We start from the raw sequence: 16,769 nt of genomic DNA, 5'->3' as shown, positions 1-16,769 counted from the left end.
GATGAGGTTCTCATGGTTTATTTGCTTCCGTTTTTTACTGTCATGATTTGGGGTGGAAATTCTATCGTAAACAAAATGGCGGCAAGCACGATTGAACCTAGCGCAATGAGCTTCTATCGTTGGTTTGTTGCGATGGTTCTCCTAACGCCATTTTGCTTGCCAGCCGTAATCAAACAGCGTCATGTGATTCGCCCATACCTGACTAAACTGGCATTTTTAGCCCTACTCGGCATGGTACTTAACCAGTCGTTAGGCTACTACGCAGGCTTAACTACAACGGCTTCAAACATGGCGTTGATTACGTCATTAGTGCCTTTGATCAGCGTGTTTTTAAGCGTTCCTCTATTGGGTAAATCGGTTTCTATGTTGAGCATTGTCGGTGGGGTAATTTCACTTGGTGGTTTAGCGTTTATGCTTGGGCACGGTGACGTCACCTACTTCTTGCATCAAGATATGACGCAAGGCGACAGCTTAATGTTACTGGCCGCGTTAGTTTATGCCGCATATTGTGTGCTTTTAAAACGTTGGAAGATGCCATTTAACAGCCTAACATTGGTTTACATGCAAGGCTTCTTCTCTGTCATCATGCTGACTCCACTGTGGCTTTCAAGCGAACAACTGCTTCCTAGCCAAGAGGCGCTTCCACTGATCGCTTATGCTGGTATCGCAGCGTCTATTTTCGCTCCATTGATGTGGGTAAAAGCAATAGATTTGATTGGCGCAGACTCCAGCGCCATGTTCATGAACTTAATGCCTGTGGTCTCTGTCGCCTTAGCTTCAACACTGCTCGGTGAAGAGATTCACGTGTACCATATTATCGGCGGCTTGATGGTTATCTCCGGCGTGATTCTGTCGCAGATAAAAGTACGGAAGAAGCAAACTCTTGCCGGCCAAGAACTACCATCAACTTCCGCCTAACAACAAAGAGAAAAGCCACGGAGTAGAGCCGTGGCTTTTTGGTATCAACACCTCAAACAAAAGTTAATGTTTTGTTGCTCGCCCTATTCCCGTCACAAACGCTTGCTGCTACATTGTCAGAACAATAACTCACAAAGGAATGACAGATGAGCAGTGGTCAAAGAGATATTACCCTTCGTTTTTTAGCAGAACCTGGCGACGTTAATTTTGGCGGAAAGGTTCACGGCGGCGCTGTAATGAAATGGATCGACTTAGCCGCTTATGCATGTAGTGCCGCTTGGAGTGGAAAATACTGCATTACTGCCTACGCGGGTGGGATTCGTTTTGTTGCGCCTATTCATGTTGGCAACCTTGTGGAAGTTAGCGCGAAAGTCATTTACACCGGTCGAAGCTCAATGCACATCGCCATTGATGTTCAAGCTAGTGATCCAAAACAGATGAAAAATCGTTTAACTACGCACTGTATCGTGATTATGGTTGCAGTCGATGAAAGCGGTAAACCTACCGATGTACCGAAGTGGATTCCTGAATCTGATGAAGACAAGGCTCTAGAGCAATCGGCTATTCGCTTAATGAATATGCGTAAAGAAATTGGCGAAGAGATGGAAGCGCACGTTAAATATCTTAAGTAATTTTCCTGCTTCGAAAGCCCCTCTTTACCCCACTTTCCAACTCAGAGTGTGAAGCAATGTCATGCTTCGGCCATTTGCTTCACACTCGTGCCACATTGTCATAATTCCGTCACCTTGTTTTGCTTAAATCCACCCAGTATTTTGGAGCTATATAGAGTTTGGATCTTGAGACTAAAGCAAACAACCTTAAGTGAAGAGACGCTGACCAATTTGAAAGCGGTCGAATATCAATGGGTAAGAACCATGTACGTCGAGGGTTATAACGAATCGGAAATTAACCACTATATTCAGACCTGTTTCGGCGGCGATACCACTTTTGCCAACCTGTTTCGTCGCGTAGCGCTACAACAAGAGAGCTTGTATACACTGCTACAATACGTTGGCTGCGCGCCATCTAGCCGCGAGTTTTAAGTACCTCGGCATTTCTCGTCTTCACCTCGTTAAAACTGACGTCCTTACTCGTAAATACGTCCACGACACCGCACATTAGTAAGACCTAAATCTCATACTTTCCCGCCATCACAGGTATTTATGTGAAGTGATTCGCAGGGCACCTCGGCGTCCCTGTGTAATCCATTGCAAAGCCGCTACTCTTTGTGTGTTTATTAAGCATAAAAAAACCTGAGTCAAGACTCAGGTTATGGTTACAAAAACTGTTAGTGATTGAATCGTAAGGAACTAAGCTAACAGCCAGCTATGCGTAACGCCAATAGAAGCAGGATATTACTGATCGGCGGCCAAACCAAAAGTGTAATATCGATGCTAAATATAAGGGCGACCGTATGGTCGCCCTTTTCTAGTTATTCTTGTCAATCTCAGACCACTTGAGATTATCCTTTCACACCACCAGCGGTTAGACCACCAACCAACCAGCGTTGAGCAAGTAAGAATACTGCAGTGATTGGCACTGCTGATAGAACTGCAGCAGCAGCAAAGTCACCCCACAAGTAGTTTTGTGGATATAGGTATTGCTGCATACCTACTGCAAGTGTGTACGAGTCTACATCAGAAAGTAGTAGTGATGCTACAGGAACTTCACCAATTACCATGATGAACGACAAGATGAATACTACCGCTAGGATTGGCACTGACAGTGGCAGTAATACCAAACGGAATGCTTGCCATGGTGTTGCGCCATCAAGAGCAGCCGCTTCTTCTAGAGACGAGTCAATACTTTCGAAGTAGCCTTTAATCGTCCATACGTGCAGTGCGATACCACCTAAGTAAGCGAAGATCAGACCGCCGTGCGTATTCAAACCAAGGAAAGGAATGTACTGACCAAGTTTGTCGAACAACGCGTATAGAGCAACCAATGCCAATACCGCTGGGAACATTTGGAAGATCATCATCGCTTTGAGGATGGTGTTCTTACCTTTGAACTTCATACGCGCAAACGCGTAAGCCGATGTTGTAGACAGTGCCACAATCAAGATTGCAGAGATGCCACCAACTTTTACCGAGTTCCACAACCACGTCATTACTGGGAATGGAGGTGGTGTTACGGTGCCATCTGCGTTCGTAATTGAGAAACCAAGCGCTAACTTCCAGTGGTCAAGCGTTGGGTTGTCTGGGATCAAGCTACCCGTTGCGAAGTTACCTTCACGGAACGAAATCGCGATGATCATCAATAATGGGAAAATAATCAGTGCTAAGAATACCCACATAGCAATATGAGTAGCCCAAACACGATACTTTAATGACTTACCTTGTACCATTGCCATTGTAATCTCTCCTTAGTCTTGAGCTACTTTAGTTACACGTAGGTTGATAAGTGCCAACGCGCCAACCAATAGGAAGATAAGTGTTGCTACTGCACTTGCTAGACCGAAGTCTTGGCCACCTGCGCCTTCGAATGCGATTCGGTAGGTGTAGCTTACCAATAGGTCTGTGTAACCCGCAGGTTCTGATGTACCAATCATGTTTGGACCACCACCTGTCAATAACTGGATAAGTACGAAGTTGTTGAAGTTAAAAGCAAAGCTTGCAATCAATAGCGGAGTCAGCGGTTTCAGCATCATCGGCATTGTGATACGCGTGAAGTTGGTGATGAAGTTCGCACCATCGATAGCCGATGCTTCATAAAGATCATCAGGAATCGCTTTTAGCAGACCCATACATAGAATCATCATGTAAGGGAAGCCTAACCACGTGTTCACAATCAGGATCATGGTTTTTGCCATGAATGGGTCAGAGAACCATGCCGGGCTGATACCAAACAAACCTTCCAGAAGCATGTTGATCTCACCAAAGCTCTGGTTGAACAAACCTTTAAAGATCAGGATAGAAATAAACGCCGGTACCGCATAAGGCAGAATCAGTAGTAGTCGGTAGATTGAACGACCTTTCAACGCTTCCCACTGAACAACACTTGCTAACACTAAGCCGATAACCAATGTGCAGACTACGGTTAGCGCAGAGAAAACAATAGTCCAGATAAAGATGCTGATGAATGGTTCTTTGATGCCATCATCTTTCCACACACGTTCAAAGTTGTGCGTACCGATGTTCACCACGAAACCTGGAGACACGGTGCTGCCAACAAACTGACCGTTTTCATCCACTGGTTGGTAGTAACCCACTTCCATATTTGGACGCAGTGTTTCTTGGGTACGGTTGTTGTAAAGGGTTTCGCCGTCATCTTGCAACGTGTAGAGCGGAACCACTGCTGCGAACTTACGCAAGCCGCTCATACGGATATCGTCACCGTTCGGAAGATGCAGGTCAACGCTACTTAGCGCAGTGCGGTTCTTCACGATGGTTTTGATTGGCTCTTTATCGCCTGCCGCCTCTGTAATTGGCGCAAGGTCTAAGTCTGTCTCTGAGAAGCCTTGAAGTTGGAAAACAGGAGTTGCTAGTAGCTCGCCATCTTTCTCAACCACAATTTGGTGGCCCTGCTCGGTGTTGTACAAAGTGAATGGATAGCTATCACCACTTTGGTAAGTTCTGTCTAACAGGACGCTCTGAGCACGATCAAATGAGAGTTGGTTTTTCGCGCTGTAGTTAGTAAACGCCAAACCGATGGTATATGCCAAAGGGAAAAGGATGAACAAAATCATCCCTGCAATACCAGGGTAAATGTAACGGTGTGCGTACGTCTTTTTACTACCGAAAATGAACAACGCTAAAGCGGTAAGAATGATCGTAAGTAGTGCAAACGCAATCTCACCGCGAGAATACATTAGGATTGTTGCGTAGCCATTGAGAATGCCGACTGTGCCTAAAAGTGACCATTTGATGAACACTTTTTTGCTGCTCGGAAGGCTGGCTTCTGGTGCTGTCATAGCATTTGTACCTTGAACTGACTGCATAGGGAACCTGCTAGCGAATATAGAATAAATATAGAAAAGTAAGGAGGAGTTGCCCCCTCCTTAAAAAAGTATTACTGAATTATTTAGTCATTTGTTTTTCTGCATCTGCAAGAGCTGCATCTACAGTTTGACGACCGTCAACAACGTTGATGATTGCGTTCTTAGCCGCACCCCAGAATGCGTTCATTTGAGGAATGTTTGGCATGATTTCGCCGTTCATCGCATTGTCCATTGTCGCAGCGATACGAGTATCTGAATCTAGCTCACGTTGGAATGAGTTAAGCGCTACCGCACCTAGAGGCTTGTCGTTGTTAACCATACGTAGGCCATCGTTTGTTAGTAGGTAGTTCTCTAGGAATTCAACCGCTAGGTCTTTGTTTGGAGACGCAGTGCTGATACCAGCAGTTAGTACACCAACGAATGGCTTAGAAGACTGACCTTGGAACTTAGGTAGTGTTGTTACGCCGTAGTTGATGCCAGACTTCTCGATGTTGCCCCAAGACCATGGACCGTTGATAGTCATCGCAGCTTTACCTTGGTTGAATGCAGACTCAGAAACTGAGTAGTCCATATCCGCAGAGATAACGCCTTTGTCTACCAAGCCTTTCACGAAGTTCATCGCGTCTTTCACGCCTTCTTTCGCGATGCCTGCGTCTTTAACGTCGTAACCTTCAGAAGTGTATTTGAACGCGTAACCACCGTCAGCAGCCATTAGAGGCCAAGTGAAGTACGGTTCTTTTAGGTTCCACATGATTGCAGACTTGCCGTCTTTTTTAAGTTTTGCATCTAGCGCTGCAACTTCTTCCCAAGATTTTGGTGGGTTTGGAACTAGGTCTTTGTTGTAGATCAGAGATAGAGACTCAACCGCAACAGGGTAGCCAATCAGTTTGCCGTCGTAACGTACTGCATCCCATGCAAAGTCAACGATGCCTTCTTGGATTGCTTTAGAAGGCTTGATTTCTGCTAGTAGGCCAGCTTCTGCGTAGCCACCGAAACGGTCGTGAGCCCAGAATACGATATCAGGGCCATCACCTGTAGCTGCAGTTTGAGGGAATTTATCTTGAAGGCCGTCTGGGTGAGCCACTGTTACTTTGATACCAGTGTCTTCTTCGAATTTCTTACCAACTTCAGCAAGGCCGTTGTAGCCTTTGTCGCCGTTGATCCAGATAGTAAGTTGTCCTTCTTCGATGGCAGCATTAGCACCAAAAGAACCCAAAGCAACAAGAGTACCTAGTGCTACAGCGCTTAACTTTTTCATGTTCGTATCCTTTTTATATTTTTGATGTAGGGCTAGTCCATTGAGGTTCAGCCGTATTTCGACATATATCATCTGAAATAATCCAATATGTCTCATCCTCCTAATCCCTACGCCCTTACAATTATGACGTATTTTCGTGATCTAAATCGCCAAGGGTAAGAGACTCAAATCACAAAATGGATACTTCCTGTGATCGGTTTCAACTTTAGGCGGTGCAATAATGTGATTTCCGCCCAACTGCTTCATTACACCTCCTTTTTTACTCCTCCCCATCTACTCCCCCTACAATTATTTCGATTAGGAGGATGTAGCAGATAGCACAATCTTAGAAACTGCATTCATCCAAGAGTGGATGGTAAGAACCCTTTCCCAGCAGTGCCTATTAGCTAGGTAAAAAGATTTGCTGGTTTTGCATTGCCAGACGAGTGGAATGTCATTATTGGTGTTGTTTGTGGTAATTATTTCACGGGGGAGACAACACGAATAATGTGGGGGAGAGAAACTCGTACTTGGCTATGATGGGTAGCACTTCTATTTAGGACATTTCATTGAAGTGCTACCCTACTTTTCTTACCAACCGCAATAACTTACCGATTCCTACTGTTACTGCTCGCTAGATAATTCATATAATGATGAGCGGTGAATAATAAAAAAATTGATCGAGGACGAGCTACATGGCGAGTGTCACGTTAAAAAATGTTTGTAAAGCGTATGGCGACGTACTGATTTCTAAAAACGTAGACCTACAGATTGACGAAGGTGAATTTGTTGTTTTCGTAGGTCCATCTGGTTGTGGTAAATCTACCCTTCTACGTTGCATTGCCGGTCTTGAAGACATTACTTCAGGTGATTTGTATATTGGTGACCAGCGCATGAATGACGTCGAACCATCCAAACGTGGTGTTGGTATGGTTTTCCAGTCTTACGCTCTATACCCACACCTAAACCTATACGACAACATGTCATTTGGTCTAAAACTGGCTAAAGCAGACAAGGCAGAAATCGACAAACGTGTTGAACACGCAGCAGAAATCCTACAACTGGGTCACTTGCTTGAGCGTCAACCGAAAGCACTTTCAGGTGGTCAGCGTCAACGTGTGGCTATCGGCCGTACACTAGTATCGCAACCAAACGTATTCCTCCTAGATGAACCTTTGTCTAACCTAGATGCCGCGCTACGTGTAAACATGCGTGCGCAAATTACCAAACTACAACGTCAACTTGGCTGCACCATGATCTACGTTACACACGATCAGGTGGAAGCAATGACCATGGCGGATAAAATCGTCGTACTAGATGGTGGTTACGTCTCTCAAGTTGGCAAACCTCTTGAACTTTACCACTACCCACAGAACCGCTTTGTGGCTGGTTTCATCGGTTCTCCAAAAATGAACTTCATGAGCGTGTTCATCGATGAAGTAGAATCAGAACGCGTTAAAGTTCAACTATCTAACGGCGTATCATTCTGGATTCCTGTAGATGGTACAACCGTTAACCGTGGCGACCGCATGTCTTTGGGTATTCGCCCAGAACACCTACTTTCTGCAACCGAAGCTGACGCAACCATTCACGGTGAAGTGATGATCGTAGAGAAGCTTGGTAACGAAACTCAGGTATACCTAAACCTTGAAGGCGCAGACGCGGATGTGATCTATCGTCAACCAGACACGCTAGCTGTCGACACGGGCGATAAATTGGAAATCGGTATTCCTGCTCACCGTTGTCACCTATTCCATAGTGATGGTCGTGCTTGTAAACGTCTATTTAAAGAAAATGGCGTAGATTTCGAATAAATTATTCACCTATAGTTGTTATAAATCCCTCTCTCCTGAGAGGGATTTTTTGTATCAAAACCACATAAATGACCGACATCACTCGCTCGCTGGACTCATCACTCATACTCCGCACCCAAGACTAAATCATTAACTTCCCTGTAAATAAGTCATCCGTTAGACCATCAAGAAATTAAACCTTAGTTTTTATAATCAAACTCGCTTCTTAATACTTTTCCTCATCCCTGCTTAGCAAGTACCAGCTTTTTCCTAAACAGCAAAACTTAGCCAAAGGTCTAAATTTCATTCTTATTTCCACTTACCTAAACACCGCGAATTTTTAAACTTACCTTCGAATTTATGCGTTACAGAAATTCAGAAACATTCATAGAAATGTCTCTGCTCATCAATTAAAACGTTCGCGACACGGCTATTGGGCAATCACCCCAATGGCGGTAGCGTGCTAGAAGGGAAACTAGGTCATGAAACACAAAGGACTAATTCGTTCTTATGAGATGGAGTTCGCTTTTTTATATCGCCTCTCAGATCTTGCTGTCATTGTCACCTTTATGCTGCTCCTAGTATTGAAAGACACAAATACCTCGATGGATAAGGACTACGTCATCTTGTCCTTCGTCGGGGGTATTTCATTTTTGTTTATGGCGGAGAGCGGCAACCTATATCGCTCATGGCGGACAAGCTCGTTTAGAGAGCAAATGTTCATTGTTTGCATATCGTGGTTAATGACAAGCGCCCTACTTTTCATGGTGCTTTACTTTTCCGAAGTTTACCCTTTGTTTGACCGCAGTATCTTAGCATTATGGGTCACCATTACGCCGGCATTACTGTTGGCGTGGCGAGTGACCTTTCGTACCGTTTTGGCCTATTTGCGAAAAATGGGCTTCAACACTCGCACCGCTATCATCATCGGCCAGACCCCTCACGGCATTACCCTTGCCAACGAGATTCAAAACCACACCGAGCATGGTGTTCTATTTGACGGCTTCTATGACGAACGCTCTAGCGACAGATTGCCTAGCTCCGAATACCCAATCAAAGGCGCGGTAAACCAAGCGTTAGAACGGGCAAAACGAGGAGAAGTCGATTACGTATACATTGCGATGCCAATGCATGCTAAAGAGCGCATTGCTTCCATCCTGAACCAGTTCTCCGACACCACAGCGAACACTTATCTGATCCCGGATTTCTTTACTTACAACCTGCTCCATTCTCGCTGGGATCAAATTGGTCAAGTTCAAACTCTCAGCGTGTTCGATACGCCTTTTGCTGGCGTTTCATCCTGGATTAAACGCTTCGAAGACATTTTGTTCTCTAGCATTATCTTAGTGTTGATATCACCAATCCTGCTTGCTATCGCCATTGGTATTAAGTTGACGTCAAAAGGCCCTGTAATATTTAAGCAGCATCGTTATGGTTTGGACGGTCGAAAAATCGAAGTTTGGAAGTTCCGCTCGATGACGACGATGGATCAAGGCCCAAACATCAAGCAAGCCACGAAAAACGACCCTCGTATTACTCCGTTTGGCGGTTTTCTACGTCGCACCTCATTAGACGAACTGCCGCAGTTTATCAACGTATTACAAGGCACTATGTCGATCGTTGGCCCTCGTCCTCATGCCGTTGCGCACAACGAAGAATATCGTCAGATTGTCGCCCGCTACATGTTGCGCCACAAAGTCAAACCAGGCATTACAGGTTGGGCTCAAATCAACGGCTATCGCGGCGAAACCGACACGCTCGATAAGATGGAAAAACGCGTCGAGTTTGATTTGGATTACATCCATCATTGGTCAGTTTGGATGGACATCAAAATCATCTTCCTTACCGTGTTCAAAGGCTTTACTGGCTCCAATGCGTACTAAGGCGGCGATGATGAAAACAACAACTCCAGCACTTGCGCTCGCCCTTTGTTCAACAGCTGCATTAGCAGAGCCAATGGCATATCAAACTGAATCTGGCATTGAGTTTATCCCATTGGTCAAAGCGTTCTACGAAGGCGACGACAACATAAACAAAGCGGAAAAATCTCAAGATATTGAATCCGTAAACATTTGGGGACTAGAGCCTAGCTTGTTGGCACGTATCGAACGCCATCAATATCGCGCAGACATTCAGTACAAGCTAAAAGCGGGCTTTTCTTCAGACGAGAAGAATGATTACGATGACCATACCTTTCAGTTCACCAATTTTTTTGAATTCAATCATCGTCATCGTTTAGTCGTGGATTATCGTTTTCAGGCATTGCATGAAATCCGCGGTGAAGACATCACTGAAGGACAAGGTAATCTTCTCGATTCACCTATCGAGTTTTACCGTAATGATTTGAAAACCAACTACGTATTTGGCTCTACTGGTGCGAAAGGACGATTCGAATTTGGCTTAGGCTACAGCGATAAAACTTACCAAAATCATCGTAACGGTTTACCTGGCAAGCCCAACGCAAAAACTAAGTACAACGACTTCCGCGCCCCAAACGCCCACGTTGAGTTTTACCTTAGAGCGACTCCTAAAACCTATTGGTTAGTTGGGACGAAACAAGTCTTCACCGAGTACCTTAATAAAAACCCTCGCGCTGCATCAAAAGACAGCGACACCGGCTTTTACTACACCGGTGCTGAGTGGGAAATATCGGGGAAAACCCAAGGTATCGCAAGGTTTGGCTATCAAGTTAAAGACTTTGATAGTGAACAACGAGAAACCTTCAAAGGCTTTAGCTGGGATATCGGATTTGAATGGCTACCACAAGAGCAAACGTTGGTGACGGTCAAAACTACCCAAGCAGCCGTCAACCCTGACCAAGATGGTGACTACAACTTACAGACTCGTTATCGCCTAGATATCAAACACGATTGGAACAGCTATTTAGCCACTCGTTTAGGTGGCATTTATCAAGAAGATGATTACACCGGCATCACGAGAAACGATGAACGATATACCCTTTCCGCTGGCGTTGATTATCAAATTAGACGCTGGATTCAATTGAAAGCGGATTGGCAATATCAAGACAAAACATCCAATCGTTTAGGTTATAGCTACGACCAAAATGTCTGGACGTTAAGCGCGCAATTTTCGTTGTAACAAGGAATGTTAATGAATCCATTATTCAAGTTAATTGGCCTAGCTCTGCTACTTTTCAGTACTTTTGTTAGCGCAAATTCAAACGAACAAGATTACCTACTCGATACTGGCGACACTATTTCAGTGCAAGTTTACGGGGAGGAAGATCTTTCTATTAAAAACATCCTCATCACGTCAGATGGTTACTTTGATTACCCTTACCTTGGACGAATCAAAGCGATAAATAAAACGCCAAAACAGCTCAAGTACGAAATCGAAACGGGCTTAAAAGGTGACTATCTAATCAACCCGAAAGTCATGGTGACAATCAATTACTTCCGTTTGTTTTACGTCAATGGCGAAGTTCGTAAACCCGGAGGATTTGAGTATCGACCAGGACTGACGATAGAAAAAGCCATCGCACTAGCTGGCGGGCTCACCGATAGAGCTTCACGTAAAAGCATTAACTTAACCAAACACAAAACTGGCAAAACCGTAGAAGGCGTAAGTATGCAGCGCACGGTTGAACCAGGTGACATTGTCTTTATTGATCAGAGCTTCTTCTAGTGACAGGTAATCAAATGAACGGAACTCATCCCAACAATTTCCAGATGAACAAAGTGGAACTGATTCGTTTTGGCCATCACTTTAAAACGCTGAAAAAAAACTGGCTTAGCATTGCTGCGTTCACGCTTATATTCTCATTGACGTGCACTTGGTACATCTACTCCAAAACATCCATTTACCAAGCAACAGCAACGTTATTGATTCAAGAAGAGCAAAAAAGTGCGCTATCGATTGAAGAAGTGTACGGTGTAGATACGACCAAGAAAGAGTACTTTCAAACACAAATCGCTATTCTGAAATCCAACCACATTGCCGACAAAGTCATTAATGAACTGAATTTAACTCAACACCCTGAATTTACGAGCTCCGGTGGACTAAAACAAAAAATCGACGACATCAAAGCAGTCCCGTTAGTACAAGATTTATTGAATGTCTCTCCTAGCCCAAAAGAGACATCACAATACTCTGAGTCTTACTATCAAGCACTTCAAGCCTTCAAAAGAAAGCTAGAAATTGAACCTGTTCGAAACACACAGTTAGTGCGAATTAGCTTTCGTTCTGCCGATCCAAAGTTAGCAACAAGAGTCGCGAACGCGGTTGGTCAGGCCTATATTGATGCCAACTTCGAAGCCAAGCTCGTAGTGACTCAAAATGCAGCAACATGGCTGACTAATAACTCTCAAAAACTCGAAGAGCGCTTAAAAAAATCAGAGCATGCTTTGCAAGAGTTTTTGCTCAAAGAAGGCCTGATTGATATCAACGGCATCGACGACATCTACGCCAACGAACTAGAAGAGCTTAACCGTAAACTCAATACCGCAGTCAATAAGCGCATCGAAGCGCAAACCTTGATCCAACTACTAAAAAGAAAATCTTCTCAGAATCTTGATAGCCTGCTGTCCATTGACGAGTTTGCCAATCAAGCTCAGATTCGTGATTTAAAACTTTCAGAAGCCCAAGCTGCGAAGAACGTTTCTGAACTGGCGCAACGTTATGGACCAAAACACGATCGAATGGTCCAAGCGAAAGCGCAACTCGCCTCTATTCAAGAGCGAACTCAGCAATTGATTCGCGAAATCTCTTTTAGTAAGCAACAAGACTTACTTGCAGCGAAAGCTCAAGAAGACATGTTGCGCGAAGAACTGGACAGAAAAAAATCAGATTTCCAATCATTGGGTTCGCAAAAGGCGCGCTATGAGCAATTGAAACGAGAAGTAGAGTCAAACAAAGATCTTTACGAAGCTTTCTTAAATCGAGAAAAAGAAACCAGCGCTACTAGCGATTACAAAAATGTGACCGCTCGCTTTACTGATAAAGCGATCATTCCACTGTTTCCTGTCGCGCCACAACGAATGAAACTGGTGCTTATCGCCACATTCTTCGGTTTTGCTATCGCTTGTGCATTGGTGATCATTTTAGAAACGTTGCGAGAAGTCATCCGCACTTCAAACGATGTTCAAGATAAGCTAGGCGTGACATGCTTGGGGGTTATCCCAATGGTGAAAAAACGTACCCTGCGAAAAAATGGGGTAAGTTATACCGCCTACTTAGATAAAGATGAAAAACTCTTTAGCGAAGCTTGTCGCTCTGTTCGAACGTCGTTGCTATTAAGGCTGACCAACACTAAGCAAAAGATCTTACCTTTTACTTCAGCGATTCCAGAGGAAGGCAAAACCTCCACCAGCATCAATATGGCGGTGTCCTTCTCGACTATGGAGAAAGTGTTGATTATCGACTGCGACTTGCGTCGTCCATCTTTAGCCAAACGATTCAATATTCCTGAGTCCCAGCCAGGTTTAACCAACATATTGACGATGGATACCGCAATAAAAGATTGTATCGTTCGCATCGATGATGCCAATTTAGATGTACTACCTGCTGGGCTGATTCCACCCAACCCACAAGAGTTGCTGGCATCCAATCGCTTCAAAAAACTACTGGACCATTTTCAAGATAAATACGATCGCATCATCATCGATACACCACCACTGCTGTCGGTCAGTGATGCGCTCATCTTAGGCCAATATGCGAACGGACTCATCACAGTGATTCGTTCCGAGTCCACCAAAGCATCACTGGTTAATGTCGCGCTATCTAAACAAATACAACACTCGATACCGTCTCTTGGCGTGCTTATCACTCAAGCAAAAGCTAAGGAAGGAGAGACTTTATATGTCCAGAAATACGCCTACTAATCAACATGCGTCTTGGTATCAGATATTAAAAAGCCAAGAACGCCCAGTGCTGATATATCAAATGGGTAAAGTCGGCTCGAGTGCGTTAGAAAAGTCGATTCCTAACTCGATTCATTTGCATGACCTTATGTCGATTGATGCAAACAAGCAGATCTCTCCAGTGAGAGCGAAGCTGCATCAACCAAACAAGCATTATGTAAAACGTCTGCTCAAGCGAAGCATTATGAGCCACATGCTCAAACGTAAACAAGACGTGCGCATCATCTCATTGGTGAGAGAGCCGATTGGTAGAAATATCTCGATGTTCTTTCAATCTTTACCTTTCTGGATGGCAGAAAAATACCTAAATGACGACAGTGCAATTCGCTCTGAGCGTCCGCAATTGTTGCAAGAAGCTTTCGAAGAGCACATGAATCACCACTACCCTTTGGAGTGGTTTGATAATGAAATCAAAACGCTAACAGGGATCGACGTGTTCAATAAACCGTTCGATCATGAAGCTGGTTGCCAAACCTACCAACAAGGCAACTTTTCTCTGCTCGTAATTCGAAGTGACAAGCTGAAGCAATCACCAGCTACCGTTGGCGAGTTTCTCGGCTATCCAGTTGATGTGGTCCACGACAACCAATCAAACAACAAATGGTACTCCTCGCTGATCAATGAGTTCAAAAACAGCTATCAACCTAAACCTGAGTTTATTGAGGAAATGTTGTCATCCAAATTGACGACCCACTTTTTTACTTCAAGTGAAATTTCCGAACTCAAACAAAAGTATCAAATGGCGCAATGATGAAGACGAAAATTTTACACATCATCAACGACCTATCTCAAAATGGTGGGGCGCAAAAGTTCTTAGTGGACTTGGTGCTCGAGCATAATCCCGAGTATGAAATCAAGATCCTCGTGTTGTGTGCTGAGAACGACTATTTGGAACAACTCTCCGCACAGGGAATCGAATGCTTTAACTGGCAGACACTGTCTCTATCGGAAAAATGGTCACTACTACGCTGGCCAGATCTTGTTCATGGACATCTGTATCCGTCTATTTACCTAGCGCTGCTTGCGATCGGGAAAAAACGTATTCAAACAGAACACTGCTCTTACAACCGACGCAGAGATTACCCTCTGTTTAAGTTCATAGAATATGTCCTCTATTGGGGTCACCACTATACCGTTAGCATCAGTGAAAAAGTTCAAGAAGAATTGGTGAAGTTCATGCCTCGGTACCAACACAAGTATCGAGTTGTACATAACGGCGTCGACTTAAATCGCTTCCCGATGACGGCTAAACAAGCCCACGATCTCAGCGAGAAAGCAACCATCAACATTGGCATGGTTGGCCGACTACATGAACACAAAGATCACGAAACGTTAATTCACGCCATCGCAAAACTGCCTGAGTGCTACCACTTACACCTTGCCGGAGATGGAGAAAGAAAAGCCTCGCTTCAACGACTCGCTCAATCGTTAAACGTTTCACCTCGCGTGCATTTTCACGGAGTCGTATCCGATATCCCTCTCTTTCTCAGCGATATGGATATCTACGTGCAATCTTCCCACGTTGAAGGATTCGGGCTCGCCGCCGTAGAAGCGATGGCAGCAGGTTTGCCCGTACTCTCGTCCGATGTACCGGGATTAGATGAGGTTACCGGCAGCTCAGAATATCTGTTCGAAGTCGGTGATAGCAATCTGCTTGCGCAAAAGGTTGCAAAGCTTTGCGAAGACGCGGCTCTTTACAATTCGGCAAGTCATTATTCCGTCAACCGAGCCAAACTCTACACCATCGACAAATTTCGAGAGGGCTATTATGGAATCTACCAACAGCTCTGTACCGATAAGTAATACCGTTCCACTCCTTGCAGCTATTACTCTGGCATTGTTTTTTGTCCCAGTGAAATTCGCTTTAGGTGGCGTGGCACTTGCGCCTTCCGATATCGCAAGTTTGCTTTCTGTTGGCTTAATCGCCTTGATCATTTTAGAAGGAAGAGCAAAGCAACTGTTGCATCCATGTATCGGATTCTTGGTGCTGTTTACTGGATATGTATTTATCAATGGTTTGTTGAACAGAGTACCTTTGGCCACACTATTGATCGAAACCGTTCAGTGGCTAGCCATTCTTTGTCTACTGAGCTTACTTTACGCTTACGGTGCATTTGATGATGAGCGAGTGATGGTCTATTTCACCTACCTACTTTTTATCATCTGTGCTCTAGTCGCAGCATGGCACTTCGCCCAAGGCTATCAAAGCGGATTTAAATTACTCGGGGTCAGTAAATACGGATTTGGAGTGTTGTGCTCGCTACTCTATTTGTATCGCGACAAAATTCGCCTGTTCCCTTTTTTGATGCTAGTTGCATTTGCGCTACTCGTGTTATCTCAAGAACGAAAAGCTCTGCTGGGCTTTTGTTTACTGTTTTTTCTCGATCAGATTTTTATTAAAAACTGGATGCGAAAAACCATCAGTGAAACCTATACATGGATGCTTCTCTTGGCGTTGGCATTTGTGGTTATTGGAACAGTCTCTACCACGCTCTACGTCGGTTTTGATGCTCTTGCCGATAAACTGGAGATCACTCAAGAAGACATTTTGTTTGCCAACCAAAGTGAAGCGCGATGGGTGTCCAACTTGCATCGTAAGCTGCTACTCGCAAACGGCATGGATATCTTAACGCAGCATCCTATTTTAGGAGTGGGCGCCAAAATGCTGCCCAACTTTATGATCGATTACTTCAACTACGATGAATTAGCGATTTACACCCACAACTTTGTGCTCGATACCGCCATCGAATACGGTTTGCTCGGCATTGCGTTTCTGTTTGGAGGCTACTTTCTTTTCATCAAATTTTGTTTTCGCAGTATCGATGACAACAGAAAAAGTCTTTTACTCGCGGTTTACGCCCTCATCATGGTGTTCTTCGTTGCCGTAAATACCACCATCATTTTGATACTTTTGTTGCCAGTTATGATCAGTCGAAAACGAACACCAGAACCTCAGACAGTCATCCATTCGCTGCCAGTCAATAAAAGTCACGAATTTTAAT

At 44.4% G+C, this 16,769-nt stretch carries 14 protein-coding genes; 11 read left to right on the top strand and 3 right to left on the bottom strand.

The genetic code is table 11. The features are described 5' to 3' along the window. Nucleotides 1-12: 12 nt before the first annotated feature. The 3 genes from ACF8EG_RS22075 to ACF8EG_RS22065 all read left to right on the top strand — a co-directional run bounded on the left by ACF8EG_RS22075 (nt 13) and on the right by ACF8EG_RS22065 (nt 1,961). Nucleotides 13-918 carry a DMT family transporter gene (locus ACF8EG_RS22075; protein ID WP_020842378.1) on the top strand — a complete coding sequence of 302 codons (906 nt, stop codon included), beginning with the start codon at nt 13-15 and terminating at the stop codon, nt 916-918. A gap of 146 nt (nt 919-1,064) precedes the next feature. Then, a complete protein-coding gene (locus ACF8EG_RS22070; RefSeq protein ID WP_005499665.1) occupies nt 1,065-1,550 on the top strand; it encodes an acyl-CoA thioesterase in 486 nt (161 codons plus the stop codon). Nucleotides 1,551-1,715: 165 nt separating this feature from the next. Continuing rightward, a complete protein-coding gene (locus tag ACF8EG_RS22065) occupies nt 1,716-1,961 on the top strand; it encodes a hypothetical protein (RefSeq protein ID WP_017447309.1) in 246 nt (81 codons plus the stop codon). A gap of 419 nt (nt 1,962-2,380) precedes the next feature. Here ACF8EG_RS22065 and malG read toward each other — a convergent pair whose 3' ends face one another. The 3 genes from malG to malE all read right to left on the bottom strand — a co-directional run bounded on the left by malG (nt 2,381) and on the right by malE (nt 6,116). Further along, a complete protein-coding gene (gene malG / locus ACF8EG_RS22060) occupies nt 2,381-3,271 on the bottom strand; it encodes a maltose ABC transporter permease MalG (protein WP_029846988.1) in 891 nt (296 codons plus the stop codon). Between the two features lie 12 nt (nt 3,272-3,283). Continuing rightward, entirely contained in the window at nt 3,284-4,858 is a 1,575-nt protein-coding gene (malF, locus tag ACF8EG_RS22055; RefSeq protein WP_021484018.1) for a maltose ABC transporter permease MalF, read from the bottom strand. Nucleotides 4,859-4,937: 79 nt separating this feature from the next. Further along, the gene (gene malE, locus ACF8EG_RS22050) at nt 4,938-6,116 is read right to left on the bottom strand and encodes a maltose/maltodextrin ABC transporter substrate-binding protein MalE (protein WP_005463104.1); all 1,179 of its coding nucleotides are present in this window, start codon (nt 6,114-6,116) and stop codon (nt 4,938-4,940) included. Nucleotides 6,117-6,790: 674 nt separating this feature from the next. Between malE and malK the strand changes: the two genes are divergently transcribed. The 8 genes from malK (at nt 6,791) to ACF8EG_RS22010 (ending at nt 16,768) form a co-directional block, all read left to right on the top strand. Next, nucleotides 6,791-7,909 carry a maltose/maltodextrin ABC transporter ATP-binding protein MalK gene (malK, locus tag ACF8EG_RS22045; RefSeq protein ID WP_005463102.1) on the top strand — a complete coding sequence of 373 codons (1,119 nt, stop codon included), beginning with the start codon at nt 6,791-6,793 and terminating at the stop codon, nt 7,907-7,909. 461 nt (nt 7,910-8,370) lie between these two features. Beyond that, complete coding sequence (locus ACF8EG_RS22040; RefSeq protein ID WP_005463092.1) at nt 8,371-9,771, top strand: undecaprenyl-phosphate glucose phosphotransferase; 1,401 nt, start codon at nt 8,371-8,373, stop codon at nt 9,769-9,771. Beyond that, a complete protein-coding gene (locus ACF8EG_RS22035) occupies nt 9,761-10,987 on the top strand; it encodes an outer membrane beta-barrel protein (protein ID WP_069505744.1) in 1,227 nt (408 codons plus the stop codon). Before ACF8EG_RS22040 ends, ACF8EG_RS22035 begins: the two co-directional genes overlap by 11 nt. A gap of 12 nt (nt 10,988-10,999) precedes the next feature. Beyond that, nucleotides 11,000-11,533 (top strand): polysaccharide biosynthesis/export family protein, encoded by a 534-nt coding sequence (locus tag ACF8EG_RS22030; RefSeq protein ID WP_005463089.1) that lies wholly within the window; start codon nt 11,000-11,002, stop codon nt 11,531-11,533. 14 nt (nt 11,534-11,547) lie between these two features. Further along, on the top strand, nt 11,548-13,728 hold the full coding sequence (locus ACF8EG_RS22025) for a polysaccharide biosynthesis tyrosine autokinase (protein ID WP_005478105.1): 2,181 nt from the start codon (nt 11,548-11,550) through the stop codon (nt 13,726-13,728). Next, nucleotides 13,706-14,518: a putative capsular polysaccharide synthesis family protein gene (locus tag ACF8EG_RS22020; protein WP_029864072.1), complete on the top strand. Its 813-nt coding sequence runs from the start codon at nt 13,706-13,708 to the stop codon at nt 14,516-14,518. The genes ACF8EG_RS22025 and ACF8EG_RS22020 overlap by 23 nt, the downstream gene beginning before the upstream one ends. Continuing rightward, on the top strand, nt 14,518-15,570 hold the full coding sequence (locus tag ACF8EG_RS22015) for a glycosyltransferase (protein WP_069505743.1): 1,053 nt from the start codon (nt 14,518-14,520) through the stop codon (nt 15,568-15,570). The genes ACF8EG_RS22020 and ACF8EG_RS22015 overlap by 1 nt, the downstream gene beginning before the upstream one ends. Then, nucleotides 15,536-16,768 carry an O-antigen ligase gene (locus tag ACF8EG_RS22010; RefSeq protein ID WP_069505741.1) on the top strand — a complete coding sequence of 411 codons (1,233 nt, stop codon included), beginning with the start codon at nt 15,536-15,538 and terminating at the stop codon, nt 16,766-16,768. The genes ACF8EG_RS22015 and ACF8EG_RS22010 overlap by 35 nt, the downstream gene beginning before the upstream one ends. The last annotated feature ends 1 nt before the right edge of the window (nt 16,769 follow it).

It is taken from the genome of Vibrio sp. YQ_11 (assembly GCF_043103065.1).
GTDB classification, from domain to species: Bacteria; Pseudomonadota; Gammaproteobacteria; order Enterobacterales; family Vibrionaceae; genus Vibrio; species Vibrio parahaemolyticus.
Note: the sequence above shows the minus strand (reverse complement) of the source record. Positions and strands in the feature narration are given on the sequence as shown.

What these genes read in the sequence shown, in the direction of transcription:
- ACF8EG_RS22010 (WP_069505741.1), top strand. Translation starts at nt 15,536, where the DNA reads ATGGAATCTACCAACAGCTCTGTACCGATAAGTAATACCGTTCCACTC.
- ACF8EG_RS22075 (WP_020842378.1), top strand. Translation starts at nt 13, where the DNA reads ATGGTTTATTTGCTTCCGTTTTTTACTGTCATGATTTGGGGTGGAAAT.
- ACF8EG_RS22020 (WP_029864072.1), top strand. Translation starts at nt 13,706, where the DNA reads ATGTCCAGAAATACGCCTACTAATCAACATGCGTCTTGGTATCAGATA.
- malK (WP_005463102.1), top strand. Translation starts at nt 6,791, where the DNA reads ATGGCGAGTGTCACGTTAAAAAATGTTTGTAAAGCGTATGGCGACGTA.
- ACF8EG_RS22025 (WP_005478105.1), top strand. Translation starts at nt 11,548, where the DNA reads ATGAACGGAACTCATCCCAACAATTTCCAGATGAACAAAGTGGAACTG.
- malG (WP_029846988.1), bottom strand. Translation starts at nt 3,271, where the DNA reads ATGGCAATGGTACAAGGTAAGTCATTAAAGTATCGTGTTTGGGCTACT.
- ACF8EG_RS22035 (WP_069505744.1), top strand. Translation starts at nt 9,761, where the DNA reads ATGCGTACTAAGGCGGCGATGATGAAAACAACAACTCCAGCACTTGCG.
- malF (WP_021484018.1), bottom strand. Translation starts at nt 4,858, where the DNA reads ATGCAGTCAGTTCAAGGTACAAATGCTATGACAGCACCAGAAGCCAGC.
- ACF8EG_RS22070 (WP_005499665.1), top strand. Translation starts at nt 1,065, where the DNA reads ATGAGCAGTGGTCAAAGAGATATTACCCTTCGTTTTTTAGCAGAACCT.
- malE (WP_005463104.1), bottom strand. Translation starts at nt 6,116, where the DNA reads ATGAAAAAGTTAAGCGCTGTAGCACTAGGTACTCTTGTTGCTTTGGGT.
- ACF8EG_RS22040 (WP_005463092.1), top strand. Translation starts at nt 8,371, where the DNA reads ATGAAACACAAAGGACTAATTCGTTCTTATGAGATGGAGTTCGCTTTT.
- ACF8EG_RS22015 (WP_069505743.1), top strand. Translation starts at nt 14,518, where the DNA reads ATGAAGACGAAAATTTTACACATCATCAACGACCTATCTCAAAATGGT.
- ACF8EG_RS22030 (WP_005463089.1), top strand. Translation starts at nt 11,000, where the DNA reads ATGAATCCATTATTCAAGTTAATTGGCCTAGCTCTGCTACTTTTCAGT.